General features: G+C 66.8%; 22 protein-coding genes, 1 tRNA gene and 2 pseudogenes. 15 read left to right on the top strand and 10 right to left on the bottom strand.

The features are described from left to right. Positions 1-22: 22 nt before the first annotated feature. From A6A29_RS08500 to A6A29_RS08490, 3 genes are all read left to right on the top strand, one after another. Positions 23-2,290: a (Fe-S)-binding protein gene (locus A6A29_RS08500; RefSeq protein WP_073719393.1), complete on the top strand. Its 2,268-nt coding sequence runs from the start codon at positions 23-25 to the stop codon at positions 2,288-2,290. Between the two features lie 306 nt (positions 2,291-2,596). After that, a complete protein-coding gene (locus A6A29_RS08495) occupies positions 2,597-3,715 on the top strand; it encodes an FG-GAP repeat domain-containing protein (RefSeq protein ID WP_073719392.1) in 1,119 nt (372 codons plus the stop codon). Between the two features lie 262 nt (positions 3,716-3,977). Next, positions 3,978-4,934: a Yip1 family protein gene (locus A6A29_RS08490; protein ID WP_073719391.1), complete on the top strand. Its 957-nt coding sequence runs from the start codon at positions 3,978-3,980 to the stop codon at positions 4,932-4,934. A gap of 65 nt (positions 4,935-4,999) precedes the next feature. Here A6A29_RS08490 and A6A29_RS08485 read toward each other — a convergent pair whose 3' ends face one another. Next, positions 5,000-5,497, bottom strand: coding sequence for a phosphoribosyltransferase (locus A6A29_RS08485; RefSeq protein ID WP_073719390.1), 498 nt, complete (start codon positions 5,495-5,497; stop codon positions 5,000-5,002). A gap of 10 nt (positions 5,498-5,507) precedes the next feature. Beyond that, positions 5,508-6,083 carry a dCTP deaminase gene (gene dcd, locus A6A29_RS08480; RefSeq protein WP_073719389.1) on the bottom strand — a complete coding sequence of 192 codons (576 nt, stop codon included), beginning with the start codon at positions 6,081-6,083 and terminating at the stop codon, positions 5,508-5,510. Positions 6,084-6,617: 534 nt separating this feature from the next. On the opposite strand from dcd, the gene A6A29_RS08475 reads away from it, so the two are divergent. Then, positions 6,618-6,691: transfer RNA gene (locus A6A29_RS08475), tRNA-Gly, on the top strand. 217 nt (positions 6,692-6,908) lie between these two features. Here A6A29_RS08475 and A6A29_RS08470 read toward each other — a convergent pair. Further along, positions 6,909-8,119, bottom strand: a pseudogene (locus tag A6A29_RS08470) (tyrosine-type recombinase/integrase). Further along, positions 8,119-8,331 (bottom strand): annotated as a pseudogene (locus tag A6A29_RS08465) (excisionase family DNA-binding protein). The pseudogenes A6A29_RS08470 and A6A29_RS08465 overlap by 1 nt, the downstream one beginning before the upstream one ends. A gap of 2,122 nt (positions 8,332-10,453) precedes the next feature. Here A6A29_RS08465 and mobC point away from each other — a divergent pair. The 4 genes from mobC to A6A29_RS08440 all read left to right on the top strand — a co-directional run bounded on the left by mobC (position 10,454) and on the right by A6A29_RS08440 (position 14,933). Continuing rightward, complete coding sequence (gene mobC / locus A6A29_RS08455; RefSeq protein WP_241838388.1) at positions 10,454-10,951, top strand: plasmid mobilization relaxosome protein MobC; 498 nt, start codon at positions 10,454-10,456, stop codon at positions 10,949-10,951. Then, entirely contained in the window at positions 10,952-12,601 is a 1,650-nt protein-coding gene (locus A6A29_RS08450; RefSeq protein ID WP_073719386.1) for a relaxase/mobilization nuclease domain-containing protein, read from the top strand. Between the two features lie 381 nt (positions 12,602-12,982). Next, on the top strand, positions 12,983-13,777 hold the full coding sequence (locus A6A29_RS08445) for a hypothetical protein (protein WP_073719385.1): 795 nt from the start codon (positions 12,983-12,985) through the stop codon (positions 13,775-13,777). After that, entirely contained in the window at positions 13,764-14,933 is a 1,170-nt protein-coding gene (locus tag A6A29_RS08440) for a helix-turn-helix domain-containing protein (RefSeq protein WP_073719384.1), read from the top strand. The genes A6A29_RS08445 and A6A29_RS08440 overlap by 14 nt, the downstream gene beginning before the upstream one ends. A 162-nt stretch (positions 14,934-15,095) precedes the next feature. Here A6A29_RS08440 and A6A29_RS08435 read toward each other — a convergent pair whose 3' ends face one another. The 5 genes from A6A29_RS08435 to A6A29_RS08415 form a co-directional block, all read right to left on the bottom strand. Continuing rightward, positions 15,096-15,533, bottom strand: coding sequence for an NUDIX hydrolase (locus A6A29_RS08435; RefSeq protein WP_073719383.1), 438 nt, complete (start codon positions 15,531-15,533; stop codon positions 15,096-15,098). A gap of 30 nt (positions 15,534-15,563) precedes the next feature. Beyond that, complete coding sequence (locus A6A29_RS08430) at positions 15,564-16,355, bottom strand: SDR family NAD(P)-dependent oxidoreductase (RefSeq protein WP_073719382.1); 792 nt, start codon at positions 16,353-16,355, stop codon at positions 15,564-15,566. Next, the gene (locus A6A29_RS08425) at positions 16,336-17,454 is read right to left on the bottom strand and encodes a hypothetical protein (protein WP_158074375.1); all 1,119 of its coding nucleotides are present in this window, start codon (positions 17,452-17,454) and stop codon (positions 16,336-16,338) included. Before A6A29_RS08425 ends, A6A29_RS08430 begins: the two co-directional genes overlap by 20 nt. Then, on the bottom strand, positions 17,451-19,358 hold the full coding sequence (locus A6A29_RS08420; RefSeq protein WP_073719380.1) for a nucleotidyltransferase domain-containing protein: 1,908 nt from the start codon (positions 19,356-19,358) through the stop codon (positions 17,451-17,453). The genes A6A29_RS08425 and A6A29_RS08420 overlap by 4 nt, the downstream gene beginning before the upstream one ends. 125 nt (positions 19,359-19,483) lie before the next feature. After that, positions 19,484-19,669, bottom strand: a complete 186-nt coding sequence (locus tag A6A29_RS08415; RefSeq protein ID WP_073719379.1) for a hypothetical protein — start codon at positions 19,667-19,669, stop codon at positions 19,484-19,486. Between the two features lie 261 nt (positions 19,670-19,930). Here A6A29_RS08415 and A6A29_RS08410 point away from each other — a divergent pair, with 261 nt between their 5' ends. Together A6A29_RS08410 and A6A29_RS08405 are read left to right on the top strand one after the other, a co-directional pair. After that, positions 19,931-21,286, top strand: a complete 1,356-nt coding sequence (locus A6A29_RS08410) for a tetratricopeptide repeat protein (RefSeq protein ID WP_241838387.1) — start codon at positions 19,931-19,933, stop codon at positions 21,284-21,286. A gap of 95 nt (positions 21,287-21,381) precedes the next feature. Continuing rightward, on the top strand, positions 21,382-21,585 hold the full coding sequence (locus A6A29_RS08405) for a hypothetical protein (RefSeq protein WP_073719378.1): 204 nt from the start codon (positions 21,382-21,384) through the stop codon (positions 21,583-21,585). A 102-nt stretch (positions 21,586-21,687) separates the two neighbouring features. On the opposite strand, the gene A6A29_RS08400 is transcribed toward A6A29_RS08405, so the two are convergent. Further along, positions 21,688-22,179: a toll/interleukin-1 receptor domain-containing protein gene (locus A6A29_RS08400; protein WP_073719377.1), complete on the bottom strand. Its 492-nt coding sequence runs from the start codon at positions 22,177-22,179 to the stop codon at positions 21,688-21,690. Between the two features lie 345 nt (positions 22,180-22,524). Here A6A29_RS08400 and A6A29_RS08395 point away from each other — a divergent pair, with 345 nt between their 5' ends. The 5 genes from A6A29_RS08395 (at position 22,525) to A6A29_RS08375 (ending at position 26,720) form a co-directional block, all read left to right on the top strand. Further along, complete coding sequence (locus tag A6A29_RS08395) at positions 22,525-23,013, top strand: TIR domain-containing protein (RefSeq protein ID WP_073719376.1); 489 nt, start codon at positions 22,525-22,527, stop codon at positions 23,011-23,013. After that, positions 23,007-23,873, top strand: a complete 867-nt coding sequence (locus A6A29_RS08390) for an HIT family protein (protein WP_073719375.1) — start codon at positions 23,007-23,009, stop codon at positions 23,871-23,873. The genes A6A29_RS08395 and A6A29_RS08390 overlap by 7 nt, the downstream gene beginning before the upstream one ends. 804 nt (positions 23,874-24,677) lie before the next feature. Continuing rightward, positions 24,678-25,337, top strand: coding sequence for a hypothetical protein (locus tag A6A29_RS08385; RefSeq protein ID WP_143196960.1), 660 nt, complete (start codon positions 24,678-24,680; stop codon positions 25,335-25,337). Positions 25,338-25,452: 115 nt separating this feature from the next. Then, positions 25,453-25,944: a zinc finger domain-containing protein gene (locus tag A6A29_RS08380; protein ID WP_073719373.1), complete on the top strand. Its 492-nt coding sequence runs from the start codon at positions 25,453-25,455 to the stop codon at positions 25,942-25,944. Positions 25,945-26,144: 200 nt separating this feature from the next. Beyond that, positions 26,145-26,720, top strand: a complete 576-nt coding sequence (locus tag A6A29_RS08375) for a hypothetical protein (protein WP_073719372.1) — start codon at positions 26,145-26,147, stop codon at positions 26,718-26,720. The last annotated feature ends 150 nt before the right edge of the window (positions 26,721-26,870 follow it).

Genomic DNA, 26,870 nt, shown 5'->3' with positions numbered 1-26,870 from the left:
CGCAGGCCCGAGGAGCCCCCTAATGCAACTCGCCGCGATCATCGTGTCGCTGGTGCTGACCGTCGTCGGCGTTGCGCTCATCGCCCGAGCCGTCGCGCAGATCTACCGGTTCGTCCGACTCGGACAGCCGGTACCGGCAGGCAGCCGCACCGACAACCCCAAGCAGCGCACGATCACCCTGGCCAAGGAGTTCCTCGGCCACACCCGGATGAACCGGTGGGGCATCGTCGGCTTCGCCCACTGGTTCGTCGCCATCGGCTTCCTGACCCTGCCGCCGACGCTGCTCCAGGCGTACGGACAGCTCTTCCAGGCCGACTGGGTGCTGCCGATCATCGGCGGCTGGCTGCCGTTCGAGATGTACATCGAGTTCATCGGCCTGATGACGGTGGCCGGGATCGTCACACTGATGGCGATCCGGTTGCTGAACCTGCCCTCCCGGGCCGGCCGCAAGTCGCGCTTCGCGGGCTCCAAGGCCTGGCAGGCGTACTTCGTCGAGTACGTCATCCTCGTCATCGGCCTCGCGATCCTGGCCCTGCGCGGTCTTGAGGGCGCGATCCACCACGTGGAGGGCTACGAGGCGGCGTACTTCGTCTCGTACCCCCTGGTGCTGGCCTTCAAGGGGCTCGCCCTCGGCACGCTCCAGAACCTCATCTACTTCACCGCGATGATCAAGATCGGCACCTCGCTGATCTGGATGATCACGGTCTCGCTCAACACCAACATGGGTGTGGCCTGGCACCGCTTCCTCGGCTTCCCGAACATCTGGTTCAAGCGGAACGCCGACGGTGACGTCGCCCTGGGCGCACTCCAGCCCATGACGTCGGGCGGCAAGGAGATCGACTTCGAGGACCCGGGCGAGGACGACGTCTTCGGTGTCTCACAGGTCGAGCAGTTCTCCTGGAAAGGCATCCTCGACTTCTCCACGTGCACCGAGTGCGGCCGCTGCCAGTCGCAGTGCCCCGCCTGGAACACCGGAAAGCCGCTCTCCCCGAAGCTCCTGATCATGTCGCTGCGCGACCACGCGCACGCCAAGGCCCCGTATCTGCTGGCCGGTGGCGGCAAGGACATGGAGGGCAACGAGAAGGCTTCGGCCGAGGCCCTCAAGGACGTTCCCGCGGCCGCCCTCGCGGAGGCCGAGCGCCCCCTCGTCGGCACCGCCGAGGAGAACGGCGTCATCGACCCGGACGTGCTGTGGTCCTGCACCACCTGCGGTGCCTGCGTGGAGCAGTGCCCGGTCGACATCGAGCACATCGACCACATCGTCGACATGCGCCGCTACCAGGTGATGATCGAGTCCGCGTTCCCGTCCGAGGCGGGCACGATGCTCAAGAACCTGGAGAAGAAGGGCAACCCCTGGGGTCTCGCCAAGAAGCAGCGCGTCGAGTGGACCAAGGAGGTCGACTTCGAGATCCCGATCGTCGGCAAGGACGTCGAGGACCTCGGAGAGATCGACTACCTGTACTGGGTCGGCTGCGCGGGCGCCCTGGAGGACCGGGCCAAGAAGACGACGAAGGCGTTCGCCGAACTGCTCCACATCGCGGGCGTCAAGTTCGCGATCATGGGCGGCGACGAGAAGTGCACGGGTGACTCGGCCCGTCGTCTGGGCAACGAGCCGCTGTTCCAGCAGCTCGGCCAGGAGAACGTCGCGATGCTGAACATGGCGTTCGGCGAGGACGACGAGGACGAGGCGACCAGGAAGCCGAAGTCGTCGAAGAAGATCGTCGCCACCTGCCCGCACTGCTTCAACACCATCGCCAACGAGTACCCGCAGCTCGGCGGCGAGTACGAGGTCATCCACCACACGCAACTGCTCCAGCACCTGGTGGACGAGGGCAAGCTGGTCCCGGTGACCCCGGTCGAGGGCCTGATCACGTATCACGATCCGTGCTACCTGGGCCGTCACAACAAGATCTACTCGCCGCCGCGCGAGATCATCGCGAAGGTCCCGGGTCTGCGGAACGAGGAGATGCACCGCCACAAGGAGCGCGGCTTCTGCTGCGGCGCCGGTGGTGCCCGGATGTGGATGGAGGAGCGGATCGGCAAGCGCGTCAACAACGAGCGCGTCGACGAGGCCCTCTCCCTCAACCCGGACATCGTCTCCACCGCCTGCCCGTTCTGCCTCGTCATGTTGACCGACTCGGTCAACGGCAAGAAGAACGACGGCACGGCCAAGGAATCGATCCAGGTGGTCGACGTCTCGCAGCTCCTGCTGGAGTCCGTGAAGACGCCCGCCGACCCGGCGGACGAGCCGGAGACGGCGGACGCGCCGGAGCCCGAACCGGCGGCGTAACCGATCCGTACGACGCCGCAAGCGGCCGGACCTGCCTCGGGGGCAGGACCGGCCGCTTCTGCGTGTGAGCACGGTCGCATGTGGGCCGGGACATGTACGTGGCGGGGCGAACTGCAGCATCATGTGGCGCGCACGCATGACGGACGACGGACGACGGTTCACGTACGTCCCGGCCACCGGCGTACGTCCAGGCCACGGGCGTACGTCCCGGCCACGGGCGGCGGACCGGAGACGTCCGGTCACGCGGGCGACCGACCGACCACGGCCGACCACGACCGACCACGGATTTCGACGGATGAGGACCCCGTGCGCAGACGCATCACGCAGCCGACGGCAACGGTGGGCGCCAGGACCGCGGCCGCGCTCGCGGCGGGCTGCGCCACGCTGCTCGTGGTGCTCACCGCCTGCGGAAGTCCCTCCGCCGCCCACTCCCCGTCCGCCGCCCCCGGCAAGAACGGCGACACCCCGCCCGGCGCCTCGGTCCCGCGCGGCGAGGGCAGCCGCACCCCGGACGACTTCAACGGGGACGGCCTGCGGGACCTGGTCATCGACGACCTGGTGAAGGCGCCCGAGGACAGCCACGGGGACGACGCGGGCATCGGCGTCGTGTACGGCTCCGAGGCCCGCGGCCTGGACCCGGCCGCCCGCCAACTGCTGAGCGCCCACGCCAACGCGGCCAAGTCCGGGGACACGCTCCCCGCGGCGTTCGACGCCGAGACGGCCTGCGACCTCGACCGGGACGGCTTCACGGACCTGATCGTCTCCACCGACCCCCCGTACAACGGCATCGGCGCCCCGCCCGTACCCCTCCAGATCCTCTTCGGCTCCCCGTCCGGCCTGACCGGCAAGGCGGTCACCCTGCGCATCCCGCAGAAGGCCCGCTTCGGCAACGACTGGCCCCAGCAGCCGGTCTGCGGCGACTTCGACGGCGACGGGCGCACCGACCTCGCCGTCACGGCCGGCGGGGGCAGGGTCAGTTTCCTGCGCGGCCCCTTCACCCGCGCCGGAGCCCCGCGCGCCGCCGAGTCGCTCCCGGGCGGCGGCCCGTACCTCTACGCCCCCGAACCGAAGGCCGACACGAACGGCGACGGCTACGACGACCTGGTCCACGCCACCCGCCCGCACACCGCCGGCGCGGCCGCGAAGGCCACCCTGCTGCTCGGCACCCCGCAGGGCCCGACCCGGCCGGGCGGCACGTATCGCTTCAAGGCCGCGGAGGTCCCGAAGGCCCCTCTCCGCACCACCGCCGCCGGGACCGGGACCGGGACCACGCTCCTGGCGCGGGCCGACTTCGACGGCGACAAGAAGGCGGACACCGTGGTCCGTACCCACCGGGGCGAGCGGCAGGACCTGATCGCGCTCTTCCCTGCGAGGACACCCGGCCGCCCCCTGATCACGTTCAGCACGGCCCTGTTCCTCCCCTGAGCGGCTCTGCTTCCTCCCCTGAGCGGCTCTGCTTCCGCGCTTGAGAGGTTCTGCTTCCGCCCTTGAGAGGTTCTGCTTCCGCCCTTGAGAGGCTCTGCCACCGGTCCCGCCACCGCGTCGCCCGTCCCTCGGTCACCCCCCGGCCACCCCCCGCCCAACCCCCCCAGGGTCCCCCTAGGGGATGTCACAGCTCGGCAGCAATGGGGCGCCGGTTCCCCCGGCCCTCTCACGACACCCGCACGGACCAGGTACGTTCGATTCCGTGGCTGGATTCAGGATCGGACGCGGCCGGGACAACCGCACCCCGCGACAACCGCAGCAGCACCCGCAGCAGCAGCCGTACGGAGGCCAAGCACCACAGCCGCCGTACGGCGGGCAGTCGTGGCCCCCGGCAGGAGGCAACGGCGCACCGCCGTACGGCGCGCCCCAGGGCGCCCCGTACAACGGCGGCTACGGCAACGGGCACGGCGGCGGACACGGCGGCAACGGACAGCAGGGCGGCAACGGCGCCCACGGACACGGGGAGCCCGAGTACTTCGGCGACCCGTACCAGGAACCCCCGCACCACGACCCGTACGCCAACAGCCCGGGTCACACCCAGGCGTTCAGAGTCGACGAGGACCCGTACGGCGGCGGCGAGACCTACCGCGCCGGCCAGGCCCCCGCCCAGCCCGCAGGCCCACGCCTGCCCTGGAAGGACCTGCTCACCGGCATGGTGCTGCGCCCGGGCCCGACGTTCTGGCAGATGCGCGACTACCCCGTCTGGGGCCCGGCGCTCATCGTCACGTTCCTGTACGGGCTGCTCGCGCTCTTCGGCTTCGACCAGGCGCGCGACGAGGCGATCAACGCGACGATCTCCACGGCCGTCCCGTACGTCGTCATCACGGGCATCGGCTTCGTCATCGGCGGCCTGGTCCTCGGCGCGGTCACCCACACCCTGGCCCGCCAGCTCGGCGGCACCGGCTCCTGGCAGCCGACCGTGGGCCTCTCGATGCTGATCATGTCGATCACGGACGCCCCGCGCCTGCTCTTCGCGCTCTTCCTGGGCGGCGAGAACTCCCTGGTCCAGGTGATCGGCTGGGTCACCTGGCTGGCGGCCGGAGCGCTGTTCACGTCGATGGTGAGCAAGTCGCACGACCTGCCGTGGCCGAAGGCGCTGGGCGCCTCGGCGATCCAGCTGATCGCCCTGCTGTCGATCATCAAGCTGGGCACGATCTGACGGACGAAGGGCCCCTGGAGCACCATGTGGTTGCTCCAGGGGCCCTTCGCCGTACTCACGCCTTCTCAGGCGTCGAGGACCTGCCCCTCACGGCGTACGACGGGCTTCTCCACACTCCACGGGAAGTTGATCCACTGATCGGTCTTCTTCCACACGTACTCGCATTTCACGAGTGAGTGCGACTTCTCGTAGATGACCGCGCTGCGTACCTCCGCGACATGGTCGATACAGAAGTCCCGGACCAGCTTCAGGGTCTTGCCCGTATCGGCGACGTCGTCGGCGATCAGGACCTTCTTGTCCGAGAAATCGATGGCATTCGGAACGGGCGCCAGCATGACGGGCATTTCCAGCGTGGTGCCGATCCCGGTGTAGAACTCCACGTTCACGAGGTGGATGTTCTTGCAGTCCAGCGCGTACGCGAGCCCGCCCGCGACGAACACCCCGCCCCGGGCGATGCTGAGCACCACATCGGGCTCGTACCCGTCGTCGGCCACCGCCTGGGCCAGCTCCCGCACAGCGAGCCCGAAGCCCTCGTACGTCAGGTTCTCGCGTGCCCCGCTCATCGATCCGCCCTCACACCTGAGTCCGATGGAAGTTCATGTACGACCGGGAGGCGGTCGGCCCGCGCTGACCCTGGTAACGCGATCCGTACCGCTCGGAGCCGTACGGGAATTCGGAGGGCGAGCTCAACCGGAACATGCACAGCTGCCCGATCTTCATTCCCGGCCACAGCTTGATGGGCAGCGTCGCGAGATTCGACAGCTCCAGGGTCACATGCCCCGAGAACCCCGGATCGATGAACCCGGCCGTCGAATGCGTCACGAGCCCGAGGCGCCCCAGCGAACTCTTCCCCTCCAGCCGCGACGCGAGATAGTCGGGCAGCGAGATGACCTCGTACGTCGAGGCGAGCACGAATTCACCGGGGTGCAGGATGAACGCCTCATCCCCTTCCGGCTCGACCGTGCGGGTCAGGTCGACCTGCTCGACGGCTGGGTCGATATGCGGATAGCGGTGGTTCTCGAACACCCGGAAGTAGCGGTCCAGCCGCACGTCGATGCTCGATGGCTGCACCATCGACGGGTCGAACGGATCAATGCGGACCCGCCCGGCGTCGATCTCGGCCCGGATGTCCTTATCTGAGAGAAGCACGTCCCGAGGATACGCAGAACGCGCGAGCCCGCCCCAACCGGACCGCTCCCGCGCGCCTGCCTCCACCACTGCCCGGACCCCTCGACGCCCCCCGCGAACCTGCGGACGCCGCCCCTCGGCCCCGTACCTACCGCTCCTCGAACACCACGGGCACCGCATGCCGCAACCGGGCACAACGCGGACACCGAATAAGCCGCCCCGGACCGATCCGGCCGGCCCCGAGCTGCTGCATCGGGAACGACGAGGTAGCAAAAACGTGCCCTTCGGCACAGCGGACGACGGTGCGCTCCATCGACTCCATCAAGTCCCTTCCCCAACCAAGCCTTGGACGAGAACGCCACATTAGGGGATGAACAGGACGCCGCTCCACGCGGCACTCCGACAACCCACGCTACGCCCCCAACTCCCGCCCCTCACAACCGCATCCACCCCTCCCGCCCCCCGGAACGACGACCGGACCCCGCGACGAATACGCCGGGGGCCTGCCATGGGGTACAGTGTGCGACGATGCACCGCCGATGATCGGCGAGCTTCGCGGGTGTAGTTTAATGGTAGAACATGAGCTTCCCAAGCTCAGAGCGCGAGTTCGATTCTCGTCACCCGCTCCATGATGAAGGCCCTGGTCGGAGACCAGGGCCTTGTTTGTTGCCTAGACCATTCTTAGGGCTCGTGCCATTCGCGTGCCATAACGACCCTTCCCATCTGCATCAATAGTGGATTCGTCACCCCTGAGGGCGAACGCTCCACTACCGGGTCCCGCATCGCGAGATCCCTCCCAAGTGGCCTGCGTCACACGCACAGTGCGGACTGTCTGCTCCTGCGCGATCAACGCCGCGCAGCCCGTGGGGCGGAGGGTCCGGGCGGACGTGCCACCAGCGGGTGAATGGTCGCCCCACCACGCCCCGAGGCTGCAGCCGACTGTTGGCGGCGCACGTCGAGATCGATGTTGGCGGCGAGCCTGCGCTGATGCTCCTTGGTGGAGTGCTGATAGATCAGTTGCGCGCGCTCGGATGACTGGCCGGCTCGGACCATGAGGTCCTTGAGCTTGGCACCGGTGTCGGCCGCCAGCGTGTTGCCCGTGTGCCGTAGGTCGTAGAAGCGGAAGCCTTCGGGCAGCCCCACCTTGTCCCGGGCCCTGCGCCACTTGCGGCCGAACGTGGTGCCGCGCAGTACCGCCCCCCCCTCTCGCCGACGAAGACGAGCCCGTCCGGACCCGGCTGGGCGAACCACTCCAGGTGCCGACGGACGTCCTCGTGGAGGAATGACGGCAGCACGATCTCTCGTCGGCCCGCCCTGGACTTGGGAGCGCCGACCACGCGGTGACCTGTGTTGAGCTCCGGTGCGGCACGGCGAACCCAGAGCGTGCCGGCGTCGAGGTCCACGTCCCGCCGCCGGAGCTCGGCGAGTTCCTCGGGCCGCATCGAGGCGAAGGCACCGAGCAGAACCATGAGGCGCCAGCGCAGACCGATCACCTCCGCCGCGGCGAAGACCTGCTCGACCGTCGCCACCGGCCGCTCGTCGGCGTCCTCGCGACCTGCCCCACGGATACGGCAGGGGTTCTTGCGCAGCATGTCGTCCTCGACTGCGGTCTCCATCACGGCCTTGAGGAGCCGGTACGACTTGGCCACCGTGGTGGCACCGGTGGCGGACATCCGCTCCGCCCGCCAGGCTCTGACCCGAGCGGGGCTGATCATGTTGACGTTCATCTCGCCGAACGTCGGCTCCAGGTGGAGCCGGAACAACCGGCGGTACAACTCAGCAGTGGTCGGGGCGAGGCCGCGTTCAGCGATCCAGCGCGTGGTGTAGTCGGCGAACAAGACCTCGCCGGCGGTCGGGTCGACCCAGTCGTCCCGCATCTGGTCCGCTTGGACCTGGACGAGGAACGCCTCTGCATCGCGCCTGGTCTCGAAGGTTTCCGGCGCGGGCCGCAGGGTGGCATCGGCCGTACTGGGGTAGCGGGCCTGATAGCGCCCCGAGGGCAGTTGTCGTATCGCGCCGAATGTGCGGCGCGGAGCCTTCTGGCGCGGACGGCCCATCAGGCCGCAGCCCTGAATCCGGAGCGGCGAGTACGGACCGGCTCGACCGTGCGCGCCTCTATGTAAGCGTCCAGCGCGGTGTGGGAGATGCGGACGTGCTTGCCGACCTTGACGTATCGGATACGGCGCTCGGAAACGAGGCGACGGATGAATCACTCACCGACACCGAGACGTTCGGCTGCCTCGGCCACACCGAGAAGGCGGTCAGCCATTCGAGGCCGCCTCCTCCCACGTGTCGGCGGGCCATGGGGTGGTGATCACTGAGGGTCGGGGCAAGGGTGTTCCTTCTACGAGGCGGCGGGTCAACAACCGATGCGCCCATGCGAGGGGCACGCCCACTGAGGCAGACGTACGGGCATCGCAACCGCTGCGAGCTATCGCGCCGCCCCCGCTGGGACTATTTCGGCATCCCGCAAGTGATACCTCTGCATCGCCGGTTTGGTTAACCGGCGATGTGCGTCTATGTTGCCTCGACTCCCAGCAGATTTCGGCAGTATCGGAGTTGGGGATCCGGCCCAAATTTTGCCGATCTGAAGCCAAAGGCGACTCGGTCACGGGCGCCATCGGCATGAACTTCTTGGTGAACGGCCGATTCGGGTCTATCGTTTTTGGACCGCGTTCAGCCGACGTTCGCCGTCAGCTGCTCGCTTTGTGCGAAGTAACCCTGGACTTACGCGAGGTGATGTGGCTTCCTTCTTGGTCCAGTCGCTGAAATGAAGGCCGCCCGGATCGGTCTTCGGTGCGCCAGCTCCGTCCGACGGCAGCACCGCCGTCGCGGCGATTCGCGGCCACCGCCACCACCCCCTGCTTCGAGGAGCCGCCGAACCATGAGCCACGATGCCCGCGTCTGGGTATGGGACCACAGCCTCAGCAAAGGCACTGCCCGCATGGTCCTCACCTTGATCGCCGATCGCTGCATCGACCGCACCTGCACGGCTTACGCCTCCGTCCCGGCCCTGATGCGCTGCGCGAACGCGTCGCGCAGCGCCGTCCGAGACGCGCTGGACAAACTGGTCGCCAGCGGCGAGATAGTCCGCCTCGACGCACGCAAAGGGCCTCGCGGGGAAACGTATTACCGCCTCCCCGAAGCCGCCCGTTTCATTACCGAGGGCGTTCGAAATCCGACCCATCAGGAGGGCCTGATTCCAACCCCCGAGGTACCGGAATCCGATACCTCCAGCAGCAATTCGGACGGGCCGGAATCCGGCCCCGGGGTACAGAATCCAACCCCGGAGGGTGCCGAATTCCGATACCTCGGGAGAATAGAATCCGACCCCCAGAACAGAAGTGAACCAATAGGAACCAGTAGGTACAGCAGCAGTGCACCCATCCCCGCCTCTCAATGGCAGATCGACGCGGGCAGCGACTCCTGGCTGCGGAGCGAGGGGCACCTCACCCGCCTTGGCGAGGAGGGCGTACGAGTGGCGGACGACAAGTGGCGGGCCTTCCGGGCCGGCGCATCTCCACGCTCGGGTGCCGCGTGGGGTTCCGACTGGCGAGCGTGGATCACTCGCGAGCGGAGCCCCGCCCCAGTAGCGCCCCACTCAGCCGCCAGCCCCAGTGGCGGGTCAGCGAGCCCCAAAATGACCCGGTCGGAGGTGCACCTGGCAGCTCTGCTGGCAGCCCTCGATGAACCGGTCCCGACGGTGTAGCGCCCTCGCCACCTCGGCCGGTCCGCGAGGTGCGGGGACAGTGGGGACCGGTCCCCGCACAGCTCGGTCCCCTGGGGACGGTCCCCCTGACGGGCAGTCGGGGACCGGTCCCCGACTCAGTGGGGACCGGTCCCCACCAAGCTTCTTCTTGTTCCCTGCCTCTTCGGGGACCGGTCCCCGAAGAGGCAGGGAAACCGCAGGTCAGTGCGGACCCTCTACGCCATACGGTCGGCCCCCGAGCTCACGCCTCAGAGCTCCGAGGGCGGGACAAAGCCAGCGGGGACCAGCAGCCAACGCAGTCGGTCCCCGCCGCGTGTGCAACAAGCCGTGCCCAGGTCCCTCGGACCGGCATCGCGCTTCATGCCGATGGCGGCCAAGACGCGCGGCGATCTCGGCAGCGACCAAATCGAGATCAATGACGTGGTCCATGCAGCACTCTTCCCCGGTCGCCCCTCACCCACGAAGGCCCTGACCGAGTCCCGGCCAGCGCAACCGTCCAGGGCCGAAGACCGGCCATCGTACGACGCCCAACTCCCACCTCGGAAAGGGACCCATGCACGGCGCGCAGCACGAACCCCCCAGCGGACCGAGACGGCAGATGAATCGCCCCCAGGCACCAGGCGGAGCAAGGTATGGCGTTGGACCGTCCAAGGGCCGGTCCAACGCAGTGCCCGCCCCAGGGGTGACGGGGACACCTGGGAGCGAGGGCGCTCCCAGGACGAACGACGGTGTGGTGCGGGCCGCTGAAGAAGCTGCGCTCCACCGGGTCGCCTGCCGTCGTGCGCGCCACGACGTCCAGCGCACTGAGCGAGTCGATGTCCGCTACAGCGTTGAGGAGAAGAGTGAGATCAAGGCCGAGGCACAGCGGCTCGGGCTGGCCGGCGCTCACTTCGTCGGGGCCCTGGTCATGGCCCACCTCCACGGCGGCTACGCGTTGCCCGACGGGCGCACCGCGGTGGACGACTTGATCGACGAGCTTGCCGCGCTGCGTACGCAGGTCGCGCGGATCGGTACGAACGTAAACCAGATCGCCCACCGCCTCAACGCAGGAGGCGATCCACACCCTGGGGGCAAGACGGTGCTGACGGAGGCCGCGCGGATTCTGGTCCTGGCCCGCCAGGCAGCCACATCGATCGACACCGCCGCCGACGTGGCCGCCACACAGCACCGGGCAGTCTGATTGATCGCGAACATCGTCAAGCCCGGTCACAAGACCCGCGGCGTCCTGAACTACCTCTACGGACCCGGTCGTGCCAACGAGCACACCGACCCTCACCTCGTCGCCTCGTGGGACGGCTTCGCCCCCGACCCCGGCCGCGCCCCGGAGGCCACCCTCGCCCAACTCACCACAGCCCTCGACCTGCGCGTGAAGCAGGCCGGTGACAAGGCGCCGAAGGAGCATGTGTGGCACTGCTCGGTCCGGGCCGCACCCGAGGACCGGGCCCTGTCGGACGAGGAGTGGGCCACCGTCGCCCGCCGCGTGCTCAACGCCACCGGCATCGCTCCGGCCGGCGACCCCGACGCCTGCCGGTGGGTCGCCGTCCGCCACGCCGAAGACCACATCCATATCGTCGCCACCAAGGTCCGAGGCGACCTACGCCCATCACGGAACTGGAACGACTTCCTGCGCGCCGACAACGAACTCGTCGCCATCGAGAAGGAATACGGGCTCCGCCAGGTGCCGCGTGGAGACCGCACCGCCGCCAAACGCCCCACCCGCGCCGAGCAGGAGAAGGCCCGCCGCACGGGCAATGCCCGCACCTCCCGCGAGCACCTGCGCACCATCGTCCGCACAGCAGTCTCGGCGGCCACGACCGCAGCGGAGCTTTTCCAGATCGTCGAGGGGACCGGTGCCCTCGTCGACGTCCAGTACCTGCCGTCCGGCGATGTCCGCGGCTACAAGGTCGCCCTCAACGGCGACACCAATGCCCAAGGCGAGCCGGTGTGGTTTTCCGGCTCCACCCTCGCCCCCGACCTCTCCTATCCCAAGATCGCCGAACGCCTGACAGCCACCGAGACGAAACTGACGGAGCGGACTGGCGCCACGGCCTGGCGGCGGTTCGCCGTCGCCGTCGACCAAACGCCTGACCACCTCGCCCGCGACGAGGACGAGGCAGGACAGGCCCACATCACCGTCCTCGCCGAGGCCCTCGACGCACTCCCTCTGGTAGCCCCTGTCGGCCTCCGGCCACAGCTCGTCCAAGCCGCCACCGTCTTCGAGCGCGCCGCCCGATCCCGTATCCGCGCCCCGCACCAGCAGGCCCAGGCCACCCGCTGCGCGGTGAAGGCGGTCCTGCGCGAGCCCGCCCCACAGGACGGAGCCCTCCTCACGATCGTCCTCGACGCCCTCCTGCTCGCGGTCATCGCCGCCCAGCATTGGCATCGCACCCGGGAACACCACCAGCAGGCTGAAGCCGCCCGCCAGACCATCCCGCAACTCCGCACCGCCTACCGGGCCACCGCCACCAAGCCCCTGACCACGCTTCGGCAGCGCGGGGAACGGCTGACTGAGACTCTGCGTCGCCGACAGGAAAACACACTTCGCCGGGCTCTTCCCGAGCTGGCCGAACAGATTCTCGCGGAGCCCGGCTGGCCGTCTCTCGCCGCCACCCTCGCGCGGGCTGAAGCCGTCGGCCACAAGCCCACAGCTCTCCTCACCCAAGCCACCGTCCGACGGGAAACCGACACCGCCACCAGCCTCAGCGAAGTCCTCACCTGGCGTCTCCACCGCCTCACCGACCTGACCGCTGGCACCACCAGCAGCGCCCCGGCATCCCCGTCGGCCGCCTACCGCCAGACCAATACCCGCCAGCAGCGCCGCACGCGCTGAACCTCACCCCGAGAAGCCCACTCTGGCTCGCCGCCTGTGAGAGGTCTGGGCCCGAGGAACGCAGCCATCAGCCGGCAGAGGCAAGTTCCGCCACGCCTGCGCCGTTCCCTGAGGGACGGCGCAGGCGTTCACTCAGGGAACGCATGCCTTGTTCCTTTAGGGAACAGGCAGCTCCCGGGCAGGGAGCACAGACTCCAGCACCCATGCTCAATGGCCCAGCATCTCCTCCACGCGCGAAGACCTCCTCGGGGCCACGCCAGTGACGAATGGGCAACAGAAACGCCGAGCACCAAAGCAGTTGTGCAAAATCTCCGACATCAACTAAAGTCAAAGCCGCACTGGAATGCTTCGATGCGTAGTCCGACCCGAGGAGTCGTCCGCATGAGTATGCCTTCGTCACTGTGGACGACCGACGTGTTCGGCGAGCAAGCAGCAGATGCACGCTGCCGCGTCGGGCAGGGCCTTCGCAACATGCAGGCCAACGCACAGGCCGCGCAGGAACAAGCCGCCTCCCGCACCACCCGCGTCTACGGCACCAGCCGGTACGAGAACCAGTACGAGCGGCTTCAGGACGAACTGAAGCAGGTTCCTGGCGCCCGCGCGGTCAAGCCATTCGGCTTCTCGTACGAGCTGATGCTCATCGGCAAGGGGCTGATCTACCCGTTCCGGTACTCCAACACCAAGTCGGACGTACGTAGCGCACGCATCCCCAGCCAGTCCCGGCTGGTGCGGGAACTCTTCACGTTCGCACCGGCGCCGAAGCACACTCAGGTTCCGTTCGACCTCGACTTCGGGCCGGCCGTCCCGATCGCCGAGCCGCGCGGCGCTCTGGCGACAGTCCCGGAGGGCACCCAGCTGGTTCTGGTTCCCTTCGCCTGCAACGCCTCCGAGCTCCTTGAGGCGTACTGGGGCATCGCGGCGCTCGGGATGAACCGGCAGCTGGAGTGGGCAACCGATCCGGAGCCGCTCCACCTGCCTCAGGAGGTCACCTCGTACACGCTGCGCCCGATCAGCATTCCGGGCCAGGTCACGGCACACACCGGCTTCGCCGAAGGACTCGAACCCACCCTTACGCTGTCCTCTCGTGCCGCCTCGGACCAGGCCCTGCACGTACCCGTGCAGACCGAGGCAGAACCCATTGAGGACCAGAGCAGCGAAGACGATGCGACCCACTAAGCAAGACCTCATTCCCGGTACGGAAGAACGAGGCGTCACGCCCCGCGCCGTCTACGACCTCTTCGATCCCACCCGGGTGACGCAAGCTCGTCGTCTGGCGGAGATGACGAAGAAGGACGTGGCGGCCGGGCTCGGGGTGACGCCTGCAGCCGTGGGGCAGTACGAGACAGGGGTGTCGAAGCCACGACCTGACTTGATCCCCCGGCTCGCAGAGGTCCTCGGGGTTCCCGTGACGTTCTTTTTGCTGGGGAGGCCGGCTAATCGGCTTGACGCTTCCATGGCGCATTTCCGAAGCCTGCGCAGCACACCGAAGTCCCAGCGGGAACGTGCGCTCGCGTTCGCCGAGCAGGTCTGGGAGCTCACATACGCGCTGGAACAGCGAGTCCAGTTGCCCCTCGTCGATCTGCCCGGCTTCGCCGGTGGGGAGGTCCATCCCGGCGAAGAGCTGTCCACCGACCCCGCTTCCGCTGCTCGTGAGCTCCGCAGGCGCTGGGGCCTCGGCTACGGCCCTGTCACGCATCTGGTGAGGCGGATGGAGTCCCACGGGATCGTGGTGGTCATGCCGCCTGCCAGCGATCCCTCCGCCGCGAGCGTGGACGCCTTCTCCACCCGCGCAGCACGGCCACTCGTCGTTCTAACCGCCGCCCGGGCCGACGACATCTACCGGCACCGGTTCACAGCTGCCCATGAGCTCGGCCACCTCGTGCTTCACGCCGATGCCACCGGTGACAGCCGTCAGGAGAAGCAGGCTGATGCCTTCGCCGCCGAGTTCCTGACCCCCCAGGACAGCATCCTGCCGTTCCTGCCGCGGCGAATGGATCTTGCACGCCTGGCCGAGCTCAGGGGGGTCTGGGGAGTCTCCCTCCATTCGCTCGTCTACCGATGCCGCGAGCTGGGGCTGATCTCCGACGCGACTGCCAGCCGGACGTACCAGCGTCTACGCGCTCTCGACGGCCAGCCGGGCTTCACCGCCGAATCCGTCTCGAACTTCCCTGGTGAACGGCCTTCACTGCTTGGCCGGGCCTTCGAGCTGGCTGCCAGCGAAGCTGGCCTATCGATCTCCCGACTGGCTCATGAGCTGGCGTGGACAAGCGAGAGGGTGCAGAACCTGCTGGACGTTCAGGAACAGAAGCCGGTGCTCCGGCTGGTCCAGTAGGAGCGCCGATCGGCCCGAGGAGACGCGGGCGGGGCTCGTCTCCCGTTACTACGCCCAGGACGTGCGGCATCGAAGCGACGTTAAGCCGGAGCGCGTACGGACGCCATCAGGGCCGACTCATCTCAGAGTCGGCCCTGATGGCGTGCTGACGTACTCAGAGGTTCAGAGCGATGCCTCGACTCCGAGGCTTCCCGCATTGATGGCTCCCCGTAGGACGTGGGCGATCTCCTCGGGCTTGAGCTCGATACCGTCGAGCCCCTCCATGGTCAACGGAATCTCCTCTAGCGCGTACTCGCCGCGGCCTTCGGCGCTGAACTCGGGACCGGTTCGGTCGTCGAAGGACCAAGTCGCGATGCGGGCGAGGTAGAAGAGCTGACGCTCGTCGTCGGACTCCATCGTGTGGAGGAGGCGGATGATAGCGGCCTTCCCTGCGATCTCCTCGTGGATCTCCCGGTGGAGGGCCGCCTCCCGGGACTCGTCGCTGGGTTCGACGCCGCCGCCGGGCAGGACCCAGTATTCGGGGATGCCGGGCCGGGTACGGCGGATGACCAGCATCGTGTCGTCTGCGGTGACGAGGACGGCGCGGACTCGTTCCATCATTTCGGTTTGTCTCCTTGCTTGTTGGTGGTCTCAGTGCAGCAGCCAGCCGCCGTCGACGTGGACGGACTGCCCCGTGATGAACGAGGCGGAGGGGCCCACGAGAAACGCCACCAGGGCCGCGACATCCTCAGGCCGGCCACGGCGCGGGACACACTGGCGCTTGATTTGGTCTTCCGGCCGCGCGCGGTGCTGGGCGGGGAGGGTGTTCTCGGCCTCGACCTGGATGGCCCCGGGCATGACGGTGTTGACGCAGATTCCGTACGGGCCCAGTTCGCGGGCGAGAGAGCGGGTAAGTCCCAGCAGCCCGGCCTTCGCGGTGCTGTACGCGACGAGGTTCGTCCGGCCGGCGCGGGCGTTGACACTGCCGATGTTCACGATCCGGCCCCAGCGGCGCTCGATCATGCCAGGGGTGAGCACGTGGCAGGTGCGGTAGTGAGCGGTGAGGTTCACGTCGAGGGAGTAGTTCCAAGCGGTCTCGTCGGTGTCATGCCAGGCAACGCGGGGGTAGGAACCGGCGTTGTTCACCAGGATGTCGACGGGTCCGATCTCGGCGCGGACGAGGCCGGCCATGGTCTGGACGCTGCCTGGATCAGTCAGGTCGGCGTTCACCGCGATCCCGGGGCTGCCCGCGCGCTCGAAGTCGGCGAGGAGGGCGTGGGCGTCGGGGTCCTGGCCGAGGTGGTTGACCGCCACGGTTGCTCCGGCGGTGGCGAGCGCCCGTCCGATCTGGGCCCCGATGCCGGTGGCCCCGCCGGTGACCAGGGCGGTGCGGCCCTGGAGCGGCCGGGTCTGGAGAGGAGTCTCAAGCAGGGGCAGGGACATTGCTGCTCCGTTCGCCGGGGTGGAGGTACGGGGCCGGTGCGGTGGTGAAGAAAGTGTCGAGCGTCGTGTGCGGGTCCTGGCTCTCGGCGAGTTTGATCAGGACGAGCAGGAGGTCGTGCCCGGTCAGCCGGGAGGGCGGGATGACGCCGAGAACGCGCAGGGCGAGAAAGGCACGGATCTCCTCCAGGCCGCTGCCGTTCTCCATGCGAAGGCCGTCCAGGACACGGGTGATGGCCGCAGCGCGGCCGGGGCCGGTGTTCCAGGAGTATCGGACATCGATGTGCCGACTGGGCCGGTGCAGTTCCAGGTGCTCGATGCGCGGGCGGGTCAGGGGCGGCACGGCGAGGTGGAGGGTGCGGGCGTACACATCGGGCTGGTAGCGGGGAACGAGCCAGCCGCCCAGGGCCATCAGGTACCAGAGCAGGTTGGCGGCCTCGCCCGCGATGGTGTTGCGCCCGGCGAACTCAAAGTCGAGCCAGCACAGCGGGTCGGCGATGTTGGGCTCCGTGGGATCGCCCTGCGTGAGGACGGCGAGCCTGCGGCGATCGGGAGCCAGGGCAAGGCGGACGTTGTCGATGGTGTCGGCGACGTTCAACGTCAGCGGTATGCCGTTGGCAGTGAGGGTGAAGCCAGCCAGCTCCCGGAGGCTGAGGGTCGTATCGGTGTGGGGCAGGGCAAGTGACAGGTCGCGACGCAGATACCAGCGGTCGAGTCGGCTACCGGGGCAAATGCGTTCGAGGTAGAGGTCCGGGACGCACTCGACCAGCGGCACGCTCCTCCCGGTTTCCTCAGCCGCTGCTCGCAGGTCGGCGCAGACCCCGTCCACGAGGCGGGCCAGACGGGGCTGGACGGCCGAATCGCGGTCGGCGAGGGCGATCACATCGCCCATCAACAGTTCGCACCGGCCGTTGGCGAAAACGTCCTCGTAGGCAAGGAGTTGTCTGTCCTGTATCGCGATCTGCCCGTGAAGGGCCGGAACCGCGATGCGGGAGGAGAGCTGTGCCCATCCCTTCGCCTCGACTTCGGCCCGCTCCTGGTTCGCCACTGGCTTATAAAAGACACCCGTTGCTGCCATGGGCCGTCGGACGTTCGCGCTCACCGCGTCTCCCTGGGGAGGGTGTCCAGCCAAGCCTGGAGAACGAGGAGTGCGAGCGCTTCGGCAGCGAGCGGCTCGGTGCGAGCGGTGGTGATCAGGCTCGTGTCCTGCCGCGTGGCGTCAAGGAGGACGGTGAGGGCGTCGCTGTCGGAGGGGCACTCGATCCCACTGAAACGGAGCTGAACCTTCGCAAGCAGCGCAGTGACCTTGTAGAGGGCGCGGAGGTCGGGGCTTCCTTTGAGGAACTGGCGGCGGATCTCGATGGCGGCCTGGATGCCGTCGCGCAGGCTTACAGCGACGTCGGTGGCCGCGTCCGGAGCGGGAAGAGCCAGGCCGGGGGTGGACCACAAGGGGACCAGCAACCCGCTGCCAATGAGAGCGAGGACGTGAAGGAGTCGAGAGGTGATGGCGCCGGCCCGGCACTCGGCACGGGTCAGTACGGTCATGCCCAGCTTGACCCCGCCGAGTTCGGTCTCCAGATCCGCGAGGATCTGGCGCATCTCGTCGAGGGAGGACGTGTCGGCCACGACAAGGACGTCGAGGTCGCTCCAGCCGTGCTGGTACTTGCCCCGGGCTCCGCTGCCGGTGACGGCGAGCAGGTCAATCAGCGGGCGCAGGCCGGTGGTCCGGTCGAGGAATTCCGCCAGGTAGGACTCCAGGTGCACGGGGAGTCCGAGTGCGTTGACCGGCATGGTGGAGGGTTGGTGCTCCGGCCAGCGGCGGTTGAGCGCGATGCGGTCCAGCCGCCGCTCCAGCTCCAGGCGCGGTCCGTCGTTGCCGATGATCTCGTGGGCGATGGAGACGATCTTGTCTGCGCCTCGTGCGCTTTTGATGAGGTCGCGGTCGACGACGTCCTGGGTGCCGACGGTGCCCCGCCGGGTGCGCGTGGCCTCGGAGGAGTCCAGATAGGCGATGGTGAGCTGGGCCCCGAGCATCCGGGCGAGTTCAGCGGTCGAATCGAAGTCGTGCAGCGACTCGATGCTGACGGAGTCGATGAAGTGGTGGGCCTGGCAGAAGCGGTCCAGTGAGTCCACGATCAACTCGGCCTGCACGACCGATCCCAGCCGGTACGGATCGTGTATCCCTGCCCGGCCAGCCGCGCCCTCAATGAGGTACCCGATCTTGAGGCGCGCGTGGCCGTGCTGGGTGCGCAGGTACTCGCCAGCCGTGCTCTTGCCGCTCTCCGACATGCCGCCCAGCGCGATGACATGCACTCCTGCCAGAGCCTTCCCGGGAACGTCCGGGTGCAGGGGTGCCAGAAGCCGGCGCACCTCGTCCTGGACGGCGACGGTCGGCCGATCGCCGATGCGGATCGCCATCGGGAAGCGTCCCTCGTCGACGAGGCGGTTGATCTGCTCATGGAGGTGACGCTGGTACGCCGCGTAGATGTCGGTGACGGTCACCTCGTGGGCCAGGCTCCGGCGGGTACCTTCCTCCGGGTCGTCGCAGTGCAGGAGGACGAGGGTGTGCTCGCTCTCCTCGGCGGCTCGCAGGTCGGTCTCGTACGGGGCAAGCAGGAGTCGGGCTCGGTCTGCGGCCTGCGCGGCGTCCAGGTCGTCTCGTACAGCGACCGTCGCGGCGACGGACGCCTCCAGCATCGGGATGCCTCGGTCCAGCAGGCGCACCGGCGCGGAGAAGGGGTGCTGGGAGCGTTCCAGGTAGGAGGTGGCGAGGACGTCGGCGACCTCCTCGACCGGGCCGGTCTCGAACCACCAGCGGGCCATGCCGTCGGCCTTGATGGCGGTCCAGCGGGGGTCGTAGTGGTCGAGCGGGCCTGCTGAGGTCGCGGCCGGGCCCATGCGCCGGGCGAGGATTCCGATCTGCTTGGTCTTCCCTGTGTTGTCGGGGCCGCTGAACGCGACCGACACGGGGAGGGGATACGTGTCGCTGTTGTACGGACTGGACATCGGCTTCCCTTCGCTGGTGATGCGGAGCGGGTACGCCTGCAAGGCGCCGTGAACGCCCTGCGGCGAGAACTGGATGGGGCTCCGACCTCACACCCGGGTTGAGAGGCAAGGACGGGCCAGAGTGCCTATACGGGGCCGTCGGCCAACAGAACGTCCTCGGCGCTGAGGGTCGCCTGCGCCAACGGGACCTGTGCGGAGGAGCGCTCGGCGTGGGCCAGAAATCCGACCATGACGAGCCCGGCAGCCGTGCCGAGGGCCCACACCCAGCTCAGGGCGGTCTCCAGCGGGTCGGGTACGTAGGAACGGCTCATCGGACCGCCTCTCGGACGACGGAGCCTTGTGCCGCACTGGGCTGGCGCGAGAGCGGGATCGTGCGGGTCCGTGCGTTGTCAGTGGGCATCGCCACCGTCGGTTCCTCTCAACGTGTCCGGGCAGGCGCCAACAGGCCCTGAACAGGGCCTGTTCGAGCCATTCGGAGATCTGCGGGGTGATGTTCAGTGAACGACGGGCCGTACTCCCGGGACAGGGCCCAGGATGTAATCCCGCGTAATCCAGGTGGGGAGGGTGACGGGGTGCCGAGGAACCCGGCGGTCGCGGAACTGATCAAGCGGGCCTGCCAGGAACGCGGCTGGGGCCCCTCGGAGTTGGCGCGTGCCCTCGGCCTCGCCGAATGCGGTGACCCGCGCCGCCTGCAGCGCCAGCACGCCCGGCGGTGGATAGAAGGCGAACGAACCCCCGGCCACTGGTGGCCCTACATCGCGCAGGTGCTGGCACTGGATCCCGAGGCGATCAACCTCTCGGAGCGCACGCCTGCGGCACCCCACACAGATAGCGTTGCATCAGTCCTGCACCTGGGAAGGAGCGACGTGGAACGCCGGGAGTTCATCCTCGCCTCCAGCGGATACGCGCTGTCCGCACTCGGCCTGCCCGACATGGACAGCATCACCCGCCGAACCAAGACCGCCCTTCCTGGAGCCGTCCGCGTCGGCCAGGGCGAGGTGGCCGCCGTACGCCACATGGTCAAGGCCCTCGGCGACTCCGCCTCCGAACTCGGTGGCGGGCACGCCCGCCACCTGGCCGTCCGCTACCTCACCCAAGACGTCGCCCCCTGGCTGGAGGGCCACTTCACCGAAGCCACCGGCCGCGACCTGTTCGCCGCCACCTCCCAGCTCGTCCACCTCGCCGGCTGGATGGCGCAGGACGAGGGCGACACCCCAGAGCTGCGCGGCCTCGCCCAGCGCTACTACGCCCACTCCTTCCGCCTGGCGGCGGAGGCCGGTGATCCGGAGCTGTCTGCGACGGCTCTCCGCGGCCTCGCCGTGCAGTGCGTCGACCTCGGCTATCGCGCCGAAGCCGTCCAGCTCGGCGAAGCCTGCGTGGAGTACGGCCGCCACCTCGACAACGCGCGTGCAGTCGCCTACTACGAGGCCACCCTCGCCAACGCCGCCGCCCAGGACGACGACCGTCGCATGGCCACCAAGCACCTCGCCCTGTCCGAGACCGCCATCGGCAAGCCGACCGCCGCAGCCGGCGACTCCTGGGCCGCCCACTACTCCCCCGGCCGCTGGGCCCACGAATCCGGCATGATCCTCTCCCGCCTCGGTGACCTCGACGCCGCCGAAGAACACCTCCACCTCGCCCTGGACATCCACGGCCTCGACCGCCGCCGCACCCGCGCCATCGTCCTCGCCGACCTCGGCGGCGTCCGCCTACGACAAGGCGACATCGACGGCGCCATGGCCACCTGGAGCGAATTCCTGGACTGCGCCGACGGCATCCGCTCGGTGAAGGTGCAGGCAGCGCTCCAGGACATGCGCGTTCGTCTGCGCCGGTACGACGGCATCCCGGAGGCCCAGGAGCTCCGCGAGCGGGCGGCCAGCACCGGCCCCACGTCGTTCACTTCTCTGGGCACAGTGACAAGGACCTGATCGTTTTCGAGCAGGACCTCGACGAACCTCACAGCGGGGCGATCGTCTCCGCCCGAGCTTTCTCCAGCGGCATCAAGGCGGTCGACGAGCCTCCGTTGCTGGTGCTACTGAACTCCTGTCACTCCGCGGCTCAGAGCAAGCGCCTTGTCGAGACGGTCCCGTTCGCGATCGCCATGGCCGATGAGATTGACGACACCGATGCCATCAACTACGCCGCGCGCCTCTACACGAGCGTGGCCGACGGCCAGTCGATCCATGCAGCCCACATGATGTGCCGGGCAATCATGGAGATGACGTGATCGCCCGACCGCGAGCTGCCCATCCTCACCTGCGCATCGGACGTCGACCCGAGCAAGGCGTTCCTGATTCAGCCACCACATTGACCCTTTAGCCGATCAAAATTACCGACCATAATCACCTCGAATGCGATGCACTTGAGGACACAAGGAAACAATCCATTCACTCATGAACTCGACATCTTGTCGAGTATTCCTGTAATCGAACCTTAAATACTGAAGTCTTGTCACGCGCGAAATCCCCCCAGAAAGACGACCCGAGGCTGGAAATTTAGCGCCCGATAGCAGCACGGGGATCACTATTCGCGCATTCTTGATTGCCACTTCGATCTCTTCGGCCACCCAGCTATCATTTACCGAAAGATCGCAATCCCCGGATTCGAAATACTCCGCCCACCCTTTATCAACAACCACGAGCATGGCGGCACAGTTCATTGCAGCGGCAAGAATTTCATCCGAGTAATCCACACCCGGGCGCAAGGATCTCGCTGCGCGGAAAACTTGATTTCCCCCAAAGCGCCTTGAAAGTAATTCATCAAGGAGGGCCGCAGCATAAGCACCACCTTCCCGGCGATAGTTTATAAAGATTCTAGACACTAGATGCCGCCTAATTGATCGATGCCCGTCCAGGACGGCTCTACCCATGTCCCGGCGGACGGAAGCGTTCCACATACGGGCAGGGACTATCCGTCAAGTTGCTGAGCGTCAGCCGTGTCTTCGATACCGTCCGCCGTGCCGCAGTTCAACTCACTGCCGTTCACCCCGGGACGCACTCGATGGGCCGCTCGCCCCGCGCCGAACTAGCTTGCGCCACCGTCACTCTGGAGCACCTGACAGTCGGAGCAACGCATCCTCAGTTTGCTACCGGTTTCGCTGAAGCGTGCCCCACCAGGCAGCTAAAGTCTCTGTCAACCACCTCGGCACTCCACAGGAGGAGACGGCATGGCCAAGTCAGTCTTCTACAGCTTTCACTACGGACAGGATGTCCACCGTGTACAGCTGGTTCGCAACATCAATGCCCTCGAGGGACAACCAGTTCTAAACCCCCAGAAATGGGAGGAAGTGCGCAGGAGCGGTGACCTGTCGATCAAAAAATGGATCCACGATCAGATGGCCTACAAGAAGGCCGTGATCGTATTGATCGGCAAGAATACAGCGAGCCGGCCGTGGGTGATCTACGAGATCGAGAAGGCGTGGGTCGACAAAAAGCCCATGCTCGGAATCAGAATCCATGGACTCTCCTCCTTTGGGGATGTCGACACTGCGGGTGCGGACCCCTTCGCCAGAGCTGCCAACGTGGGTCAGATTCCGATATTTGACCCAACCTCACTGGACTGGCGTGGGCGAATCGACAGCCAAGCCACCTACCGCAAACTGACCGGAAATCTGGAGCACTGGTCAAGCCAGGGGGTAATTAAGCGCTCATGGTAGAACCTACTTCTTGCCCCTTCTGTGCAATCATCACGGGCGAAAATACCAGCGCCAGGGTGATTTACCAGAATGACAAGATCACCGCGTTCTTCCCTTTGGATCCCGCTACACGCGGGCACACTTTGGTGATCCCAAACCGACACGTAGCAGACTTCACGGATCTGACAGCGGTCGAAAGCCGCGAATTGGGCGAAGGTGTTCACCAAACGGCTCGTGCGGTCCGCTCCGCCCTTTCACCTGACGGGATGAACCTGATCCAATCGACTGGAGCATCCGCCACCCAGACCGTGCCGCATGTACATTTCCATGTGCTGCCTCGCTGGCAAAACGACCGTATGACCCTTAGTTGGCCAGTAGGCGCGGCCGAGGCCGACTCGGCCCAAGATCAGACCCTAATTACTATTCAGAGAGTCTTCCCGAACGAGGATAGCGTGGCATCAGCCGAGGATCGGCGACAACATCTGTCTTTTATCCAATCGGTGATTACTCGAATGTCCCAAGCCTCATCATCTTCCAAGTCGTGGCTACTCCCAATTGTGACACTCACTTACGGATACGCAATTACCAACAAGTCGATCCCAGTTGGGATGATCGGTTGTCTAGCAGTACTCGTTTTCGGTGTCCTTGATGCCAACTATCTCAAGCAAGAGCGTGCGTTCCGCAAGCTCTATGATGAGGTCGCATCCGGCCGCCCCATCCCAGCATTCTCCATGAACCCCACCCTCGCCTCGCCATCTGGAACCAGATCTAACTACTGGCCCGACAAACCTGACATCCGCTCATGGGCGGTTGCGCCGGTATACCTTCCATTAATCCTGGCTGGCCTAGCGATCACCGCTTGGCTAATTTTCGGAAACTAGGTATTTCTTGAAGTAACAGAATCTATGGAGGTCCGCAGTAGGAGAGTGAACCTCGTAGGCGAGCCTGGTTGTGGGGGTTCTGGGGCGCCAACACGAGCCTGCGGATCAGTTACTGGGCAGATATACGCCATAGCATCTGCTGTGGAGGCGGCCGAGCCTAGGCTTGGCCGTAGCCTTGTCTTCCCGTTGTCCTGTTCTTTGCCCAGTGCTCTAGCCGGCGGCGCAGATCACTCACCCCGCCTGCCCCCGAACCTGTAGGGGCGCCTCCATGCAGTCACGCGGACAGTTGGAAGGCGTGTGTGCGGCGACACATCATGAACTCAAGGGCCGCACCACCTAGGGCGGTCAACCACCGTCGATCACGGATCCGTCCGCGGCCTTTGGGGTCGCCGCCCGGGGAGGTATCGCAGCAATTCAGAGGGCCAAGCAAGGACTTCCGGATCAAGATTCCCACAGCTGATAGCACGGGTTCGATTCCCGTCATCCGCACTTGAATGAAGGCCCTGGTCAGCGACCAGGGCCTTGTTTGTTGTCTAAGCCTCTTGAGGCGTGGAGCGCCCTCCGCGTGCCCCATCTTGGGGCACGCCTTGCACCGACCCGCTCCGTCCGCCCTGTGTAGAAGCTCCGCTCCTCGCGGCCCCGCCTCACCCCTAGTGATCTGGGACACTCTCGAGTCACGCCGATCGGAACGTGAAGCGAAGAAGGCGATGCGTCATGCAGTGACGGCACCCCGCTCAGCGGCTCTGCCGCGCATTCCCAGAAAGGGCACCCAGCACCCTCCCTCACCGGTCTAGCTTTGCCAACATGACAGCCGCAGCCCCCATCGGGGTGGACCTTCTGACTCACCTACCCCGCCTCCAACTGCGCTTCAGCTCCAGCGCGTCACTGGTGGCTACGGACGCGGATGACGACCCCGCGACGCTGGAATGGAGCTGCAAGGCCGTGCTCCCCGTGTGGGAACCCATGGACGACGAGGAGGTCACCGAGGGCGAAGGACTCCTCTCGCCAGATGTATCCCTGTCACGCTCTCCACGCGACGACGGCGAGGAGCTGACCATCTTCAAGATGTCGGGCCTCACCCTCGACCTGTGGCGGATCCACCGCATCTACGACTCGTTGGACTCCCGTAGCTCCGATTACGAGCACTTCGCCCGGCTTTTCGATTCCTCGGGCGACATGGGACTGCACGCTGAGGTCGAGGAGTGTCTGATCGGTGGCACCCACGTTGTCCTGATTGACCGAGCCAGGCTTGCCCCCGCTTGGCGTGGTCTCGGCGGCGTGGGCCGGCTGCTCATCGGGCGCTTGCTCCGCTGGACGACGAACTCGGCGGCGCTGGTGGCCACTCACCCGTTTCCCATCGACATCCCAGTCGACGAACGCGACGACACGGCCAGGCTCGCGAGGGAGACGTCTGTGGTGCAGAAGACATGGCAGTCACTGGGCTTCGAACCCGTTCCACGATGACCTGTGGGTGATGCAGCCACACATGCGGCCCCACGAAGACGCAGTGCAGCGCCTGGAGAACACCCTGCTCGCCAACTGAGTCCGACCCTTCCCATCTCAGCCAGAAGGACCTTCCATGGGCGAGTTCACCAACCATAAAGACCAGCAGACGCTGCACATCCTTCGCATGATTCATGTCCAGGTCACCGCATTTGCCGCGTCACAGCCCGACGCCACCCTTGCCGACTTCGAGCAGTACATCCGCCTGGAGATGGAAGACGTCGAGGTAGAGATCGAAGCGATCAAGCGGTCCGCTGAAGACGCCGTGCTGACAAAGCCACTGTCGGGTCCGCTCGCGGATCCCACGCGGCAGGCCGCCTTCCGGAAACGGCAAGCGGACTCCCCTGCCGACGAACCTGATCGAAGGGCGTGGTGGGCAGAACGGACCGCCGTGCTGGAGGAGATCAAGGCGCAAGGCATCAAGGAAGCACTGGACTGGGACTGCCGCGCCTGCGGGGCACGAATCGGCGATGCCTGCCACACAGCCGGCGGGCGGGTTCGAGCCCCGCACTTCCTCAGGGCCACCGACGCGGAACTGCCGTACCACCAGGCTTACGGCACCCGCTGAAGTCTTTTCGCCCGGCCGCGCTGCCTCCCCAAAAACCCCAGTAAGGGAGCCGGTCCCGCAACCCAGAAATTCAGCCGACCGCGGCTGCGGATTGGGGATGGCCCGCAGAAGCGGTGAAGATCGTGATTCGCGTAGACGCCGGCTTCAGAGGATCCCGAAATCCAAGGGCGACACACCTGGCCAGATCGCAGAATGATGACATGGATATGTCTGAGCCCTACGCGACAACTGTCGCAGCCGTGGCACCTGTGGTCTGGGCAATCGGAACTGTCGAAGTTCACCAGGTGATGAAGCGTGTGTGGGCGGTACGCGACGAGCGGGATCGTCTGGCTGCGGAGTGTCTCGGCGCCATCGCCGTCGTCGACAATGAGGCCGGCCTCGCTCAAGCACGCAGAAACTGGATGTCCGTCGGTCGGCAGGACCGGCGTGCGCTGCCTTCGGTCCTTCTCTACTTGGCATGGACCCAACTCGGGATCGCCATGGTCATATGTGTGATCAACGCGCTGAGCTGGTTGGCCGAAAGTGGCGGGCCAGGTGAGATCAGCGGGGCGGACCCGGCGACAGCAAGGTTCTGCCTGCTGGCCATCGCTGCTGGCCTCGTCTTCATCACTCTTCTGCCCATGGTGGCGGCCACAACAGAGGCGATCCGCTCTCTTCAACGCGCCCGCACAAAGCGGCGAGAGTTCGCCACGCGCGAGGCAGAAGCCGTCTCGCGCCTTGATGCCCGCCGATCTGCGGAATCGGCGATGCCGTCAGCCTCCTCGCCATCTCCGTAATGCCTGGAACGGAAACATCGAGGTTGAAGTGAATCAGCGGGCGAAGCCGAGGTAAGTGGTGACTGCAGCGGGCATGGACCGGATCCGGTGCGTGTGTCGGCGGCGGCTGAATCCTGACCCAGTTTGGGCGGTCGAACTTTGACCCACTGG

Source organism: Streptomyces sp. TSRI0281, from assembly GCF_001905125.1.
Classification (GTDB): Bacteria; Actinomycetota; Actinomycetes; order Streptomycetales; family Streptomycetaceae; genus Streptomyces.
Note: the sequence above shows the minus strand (reverse complement) of the source record. Positions and strands in the feature narration are given on the sequence as shown.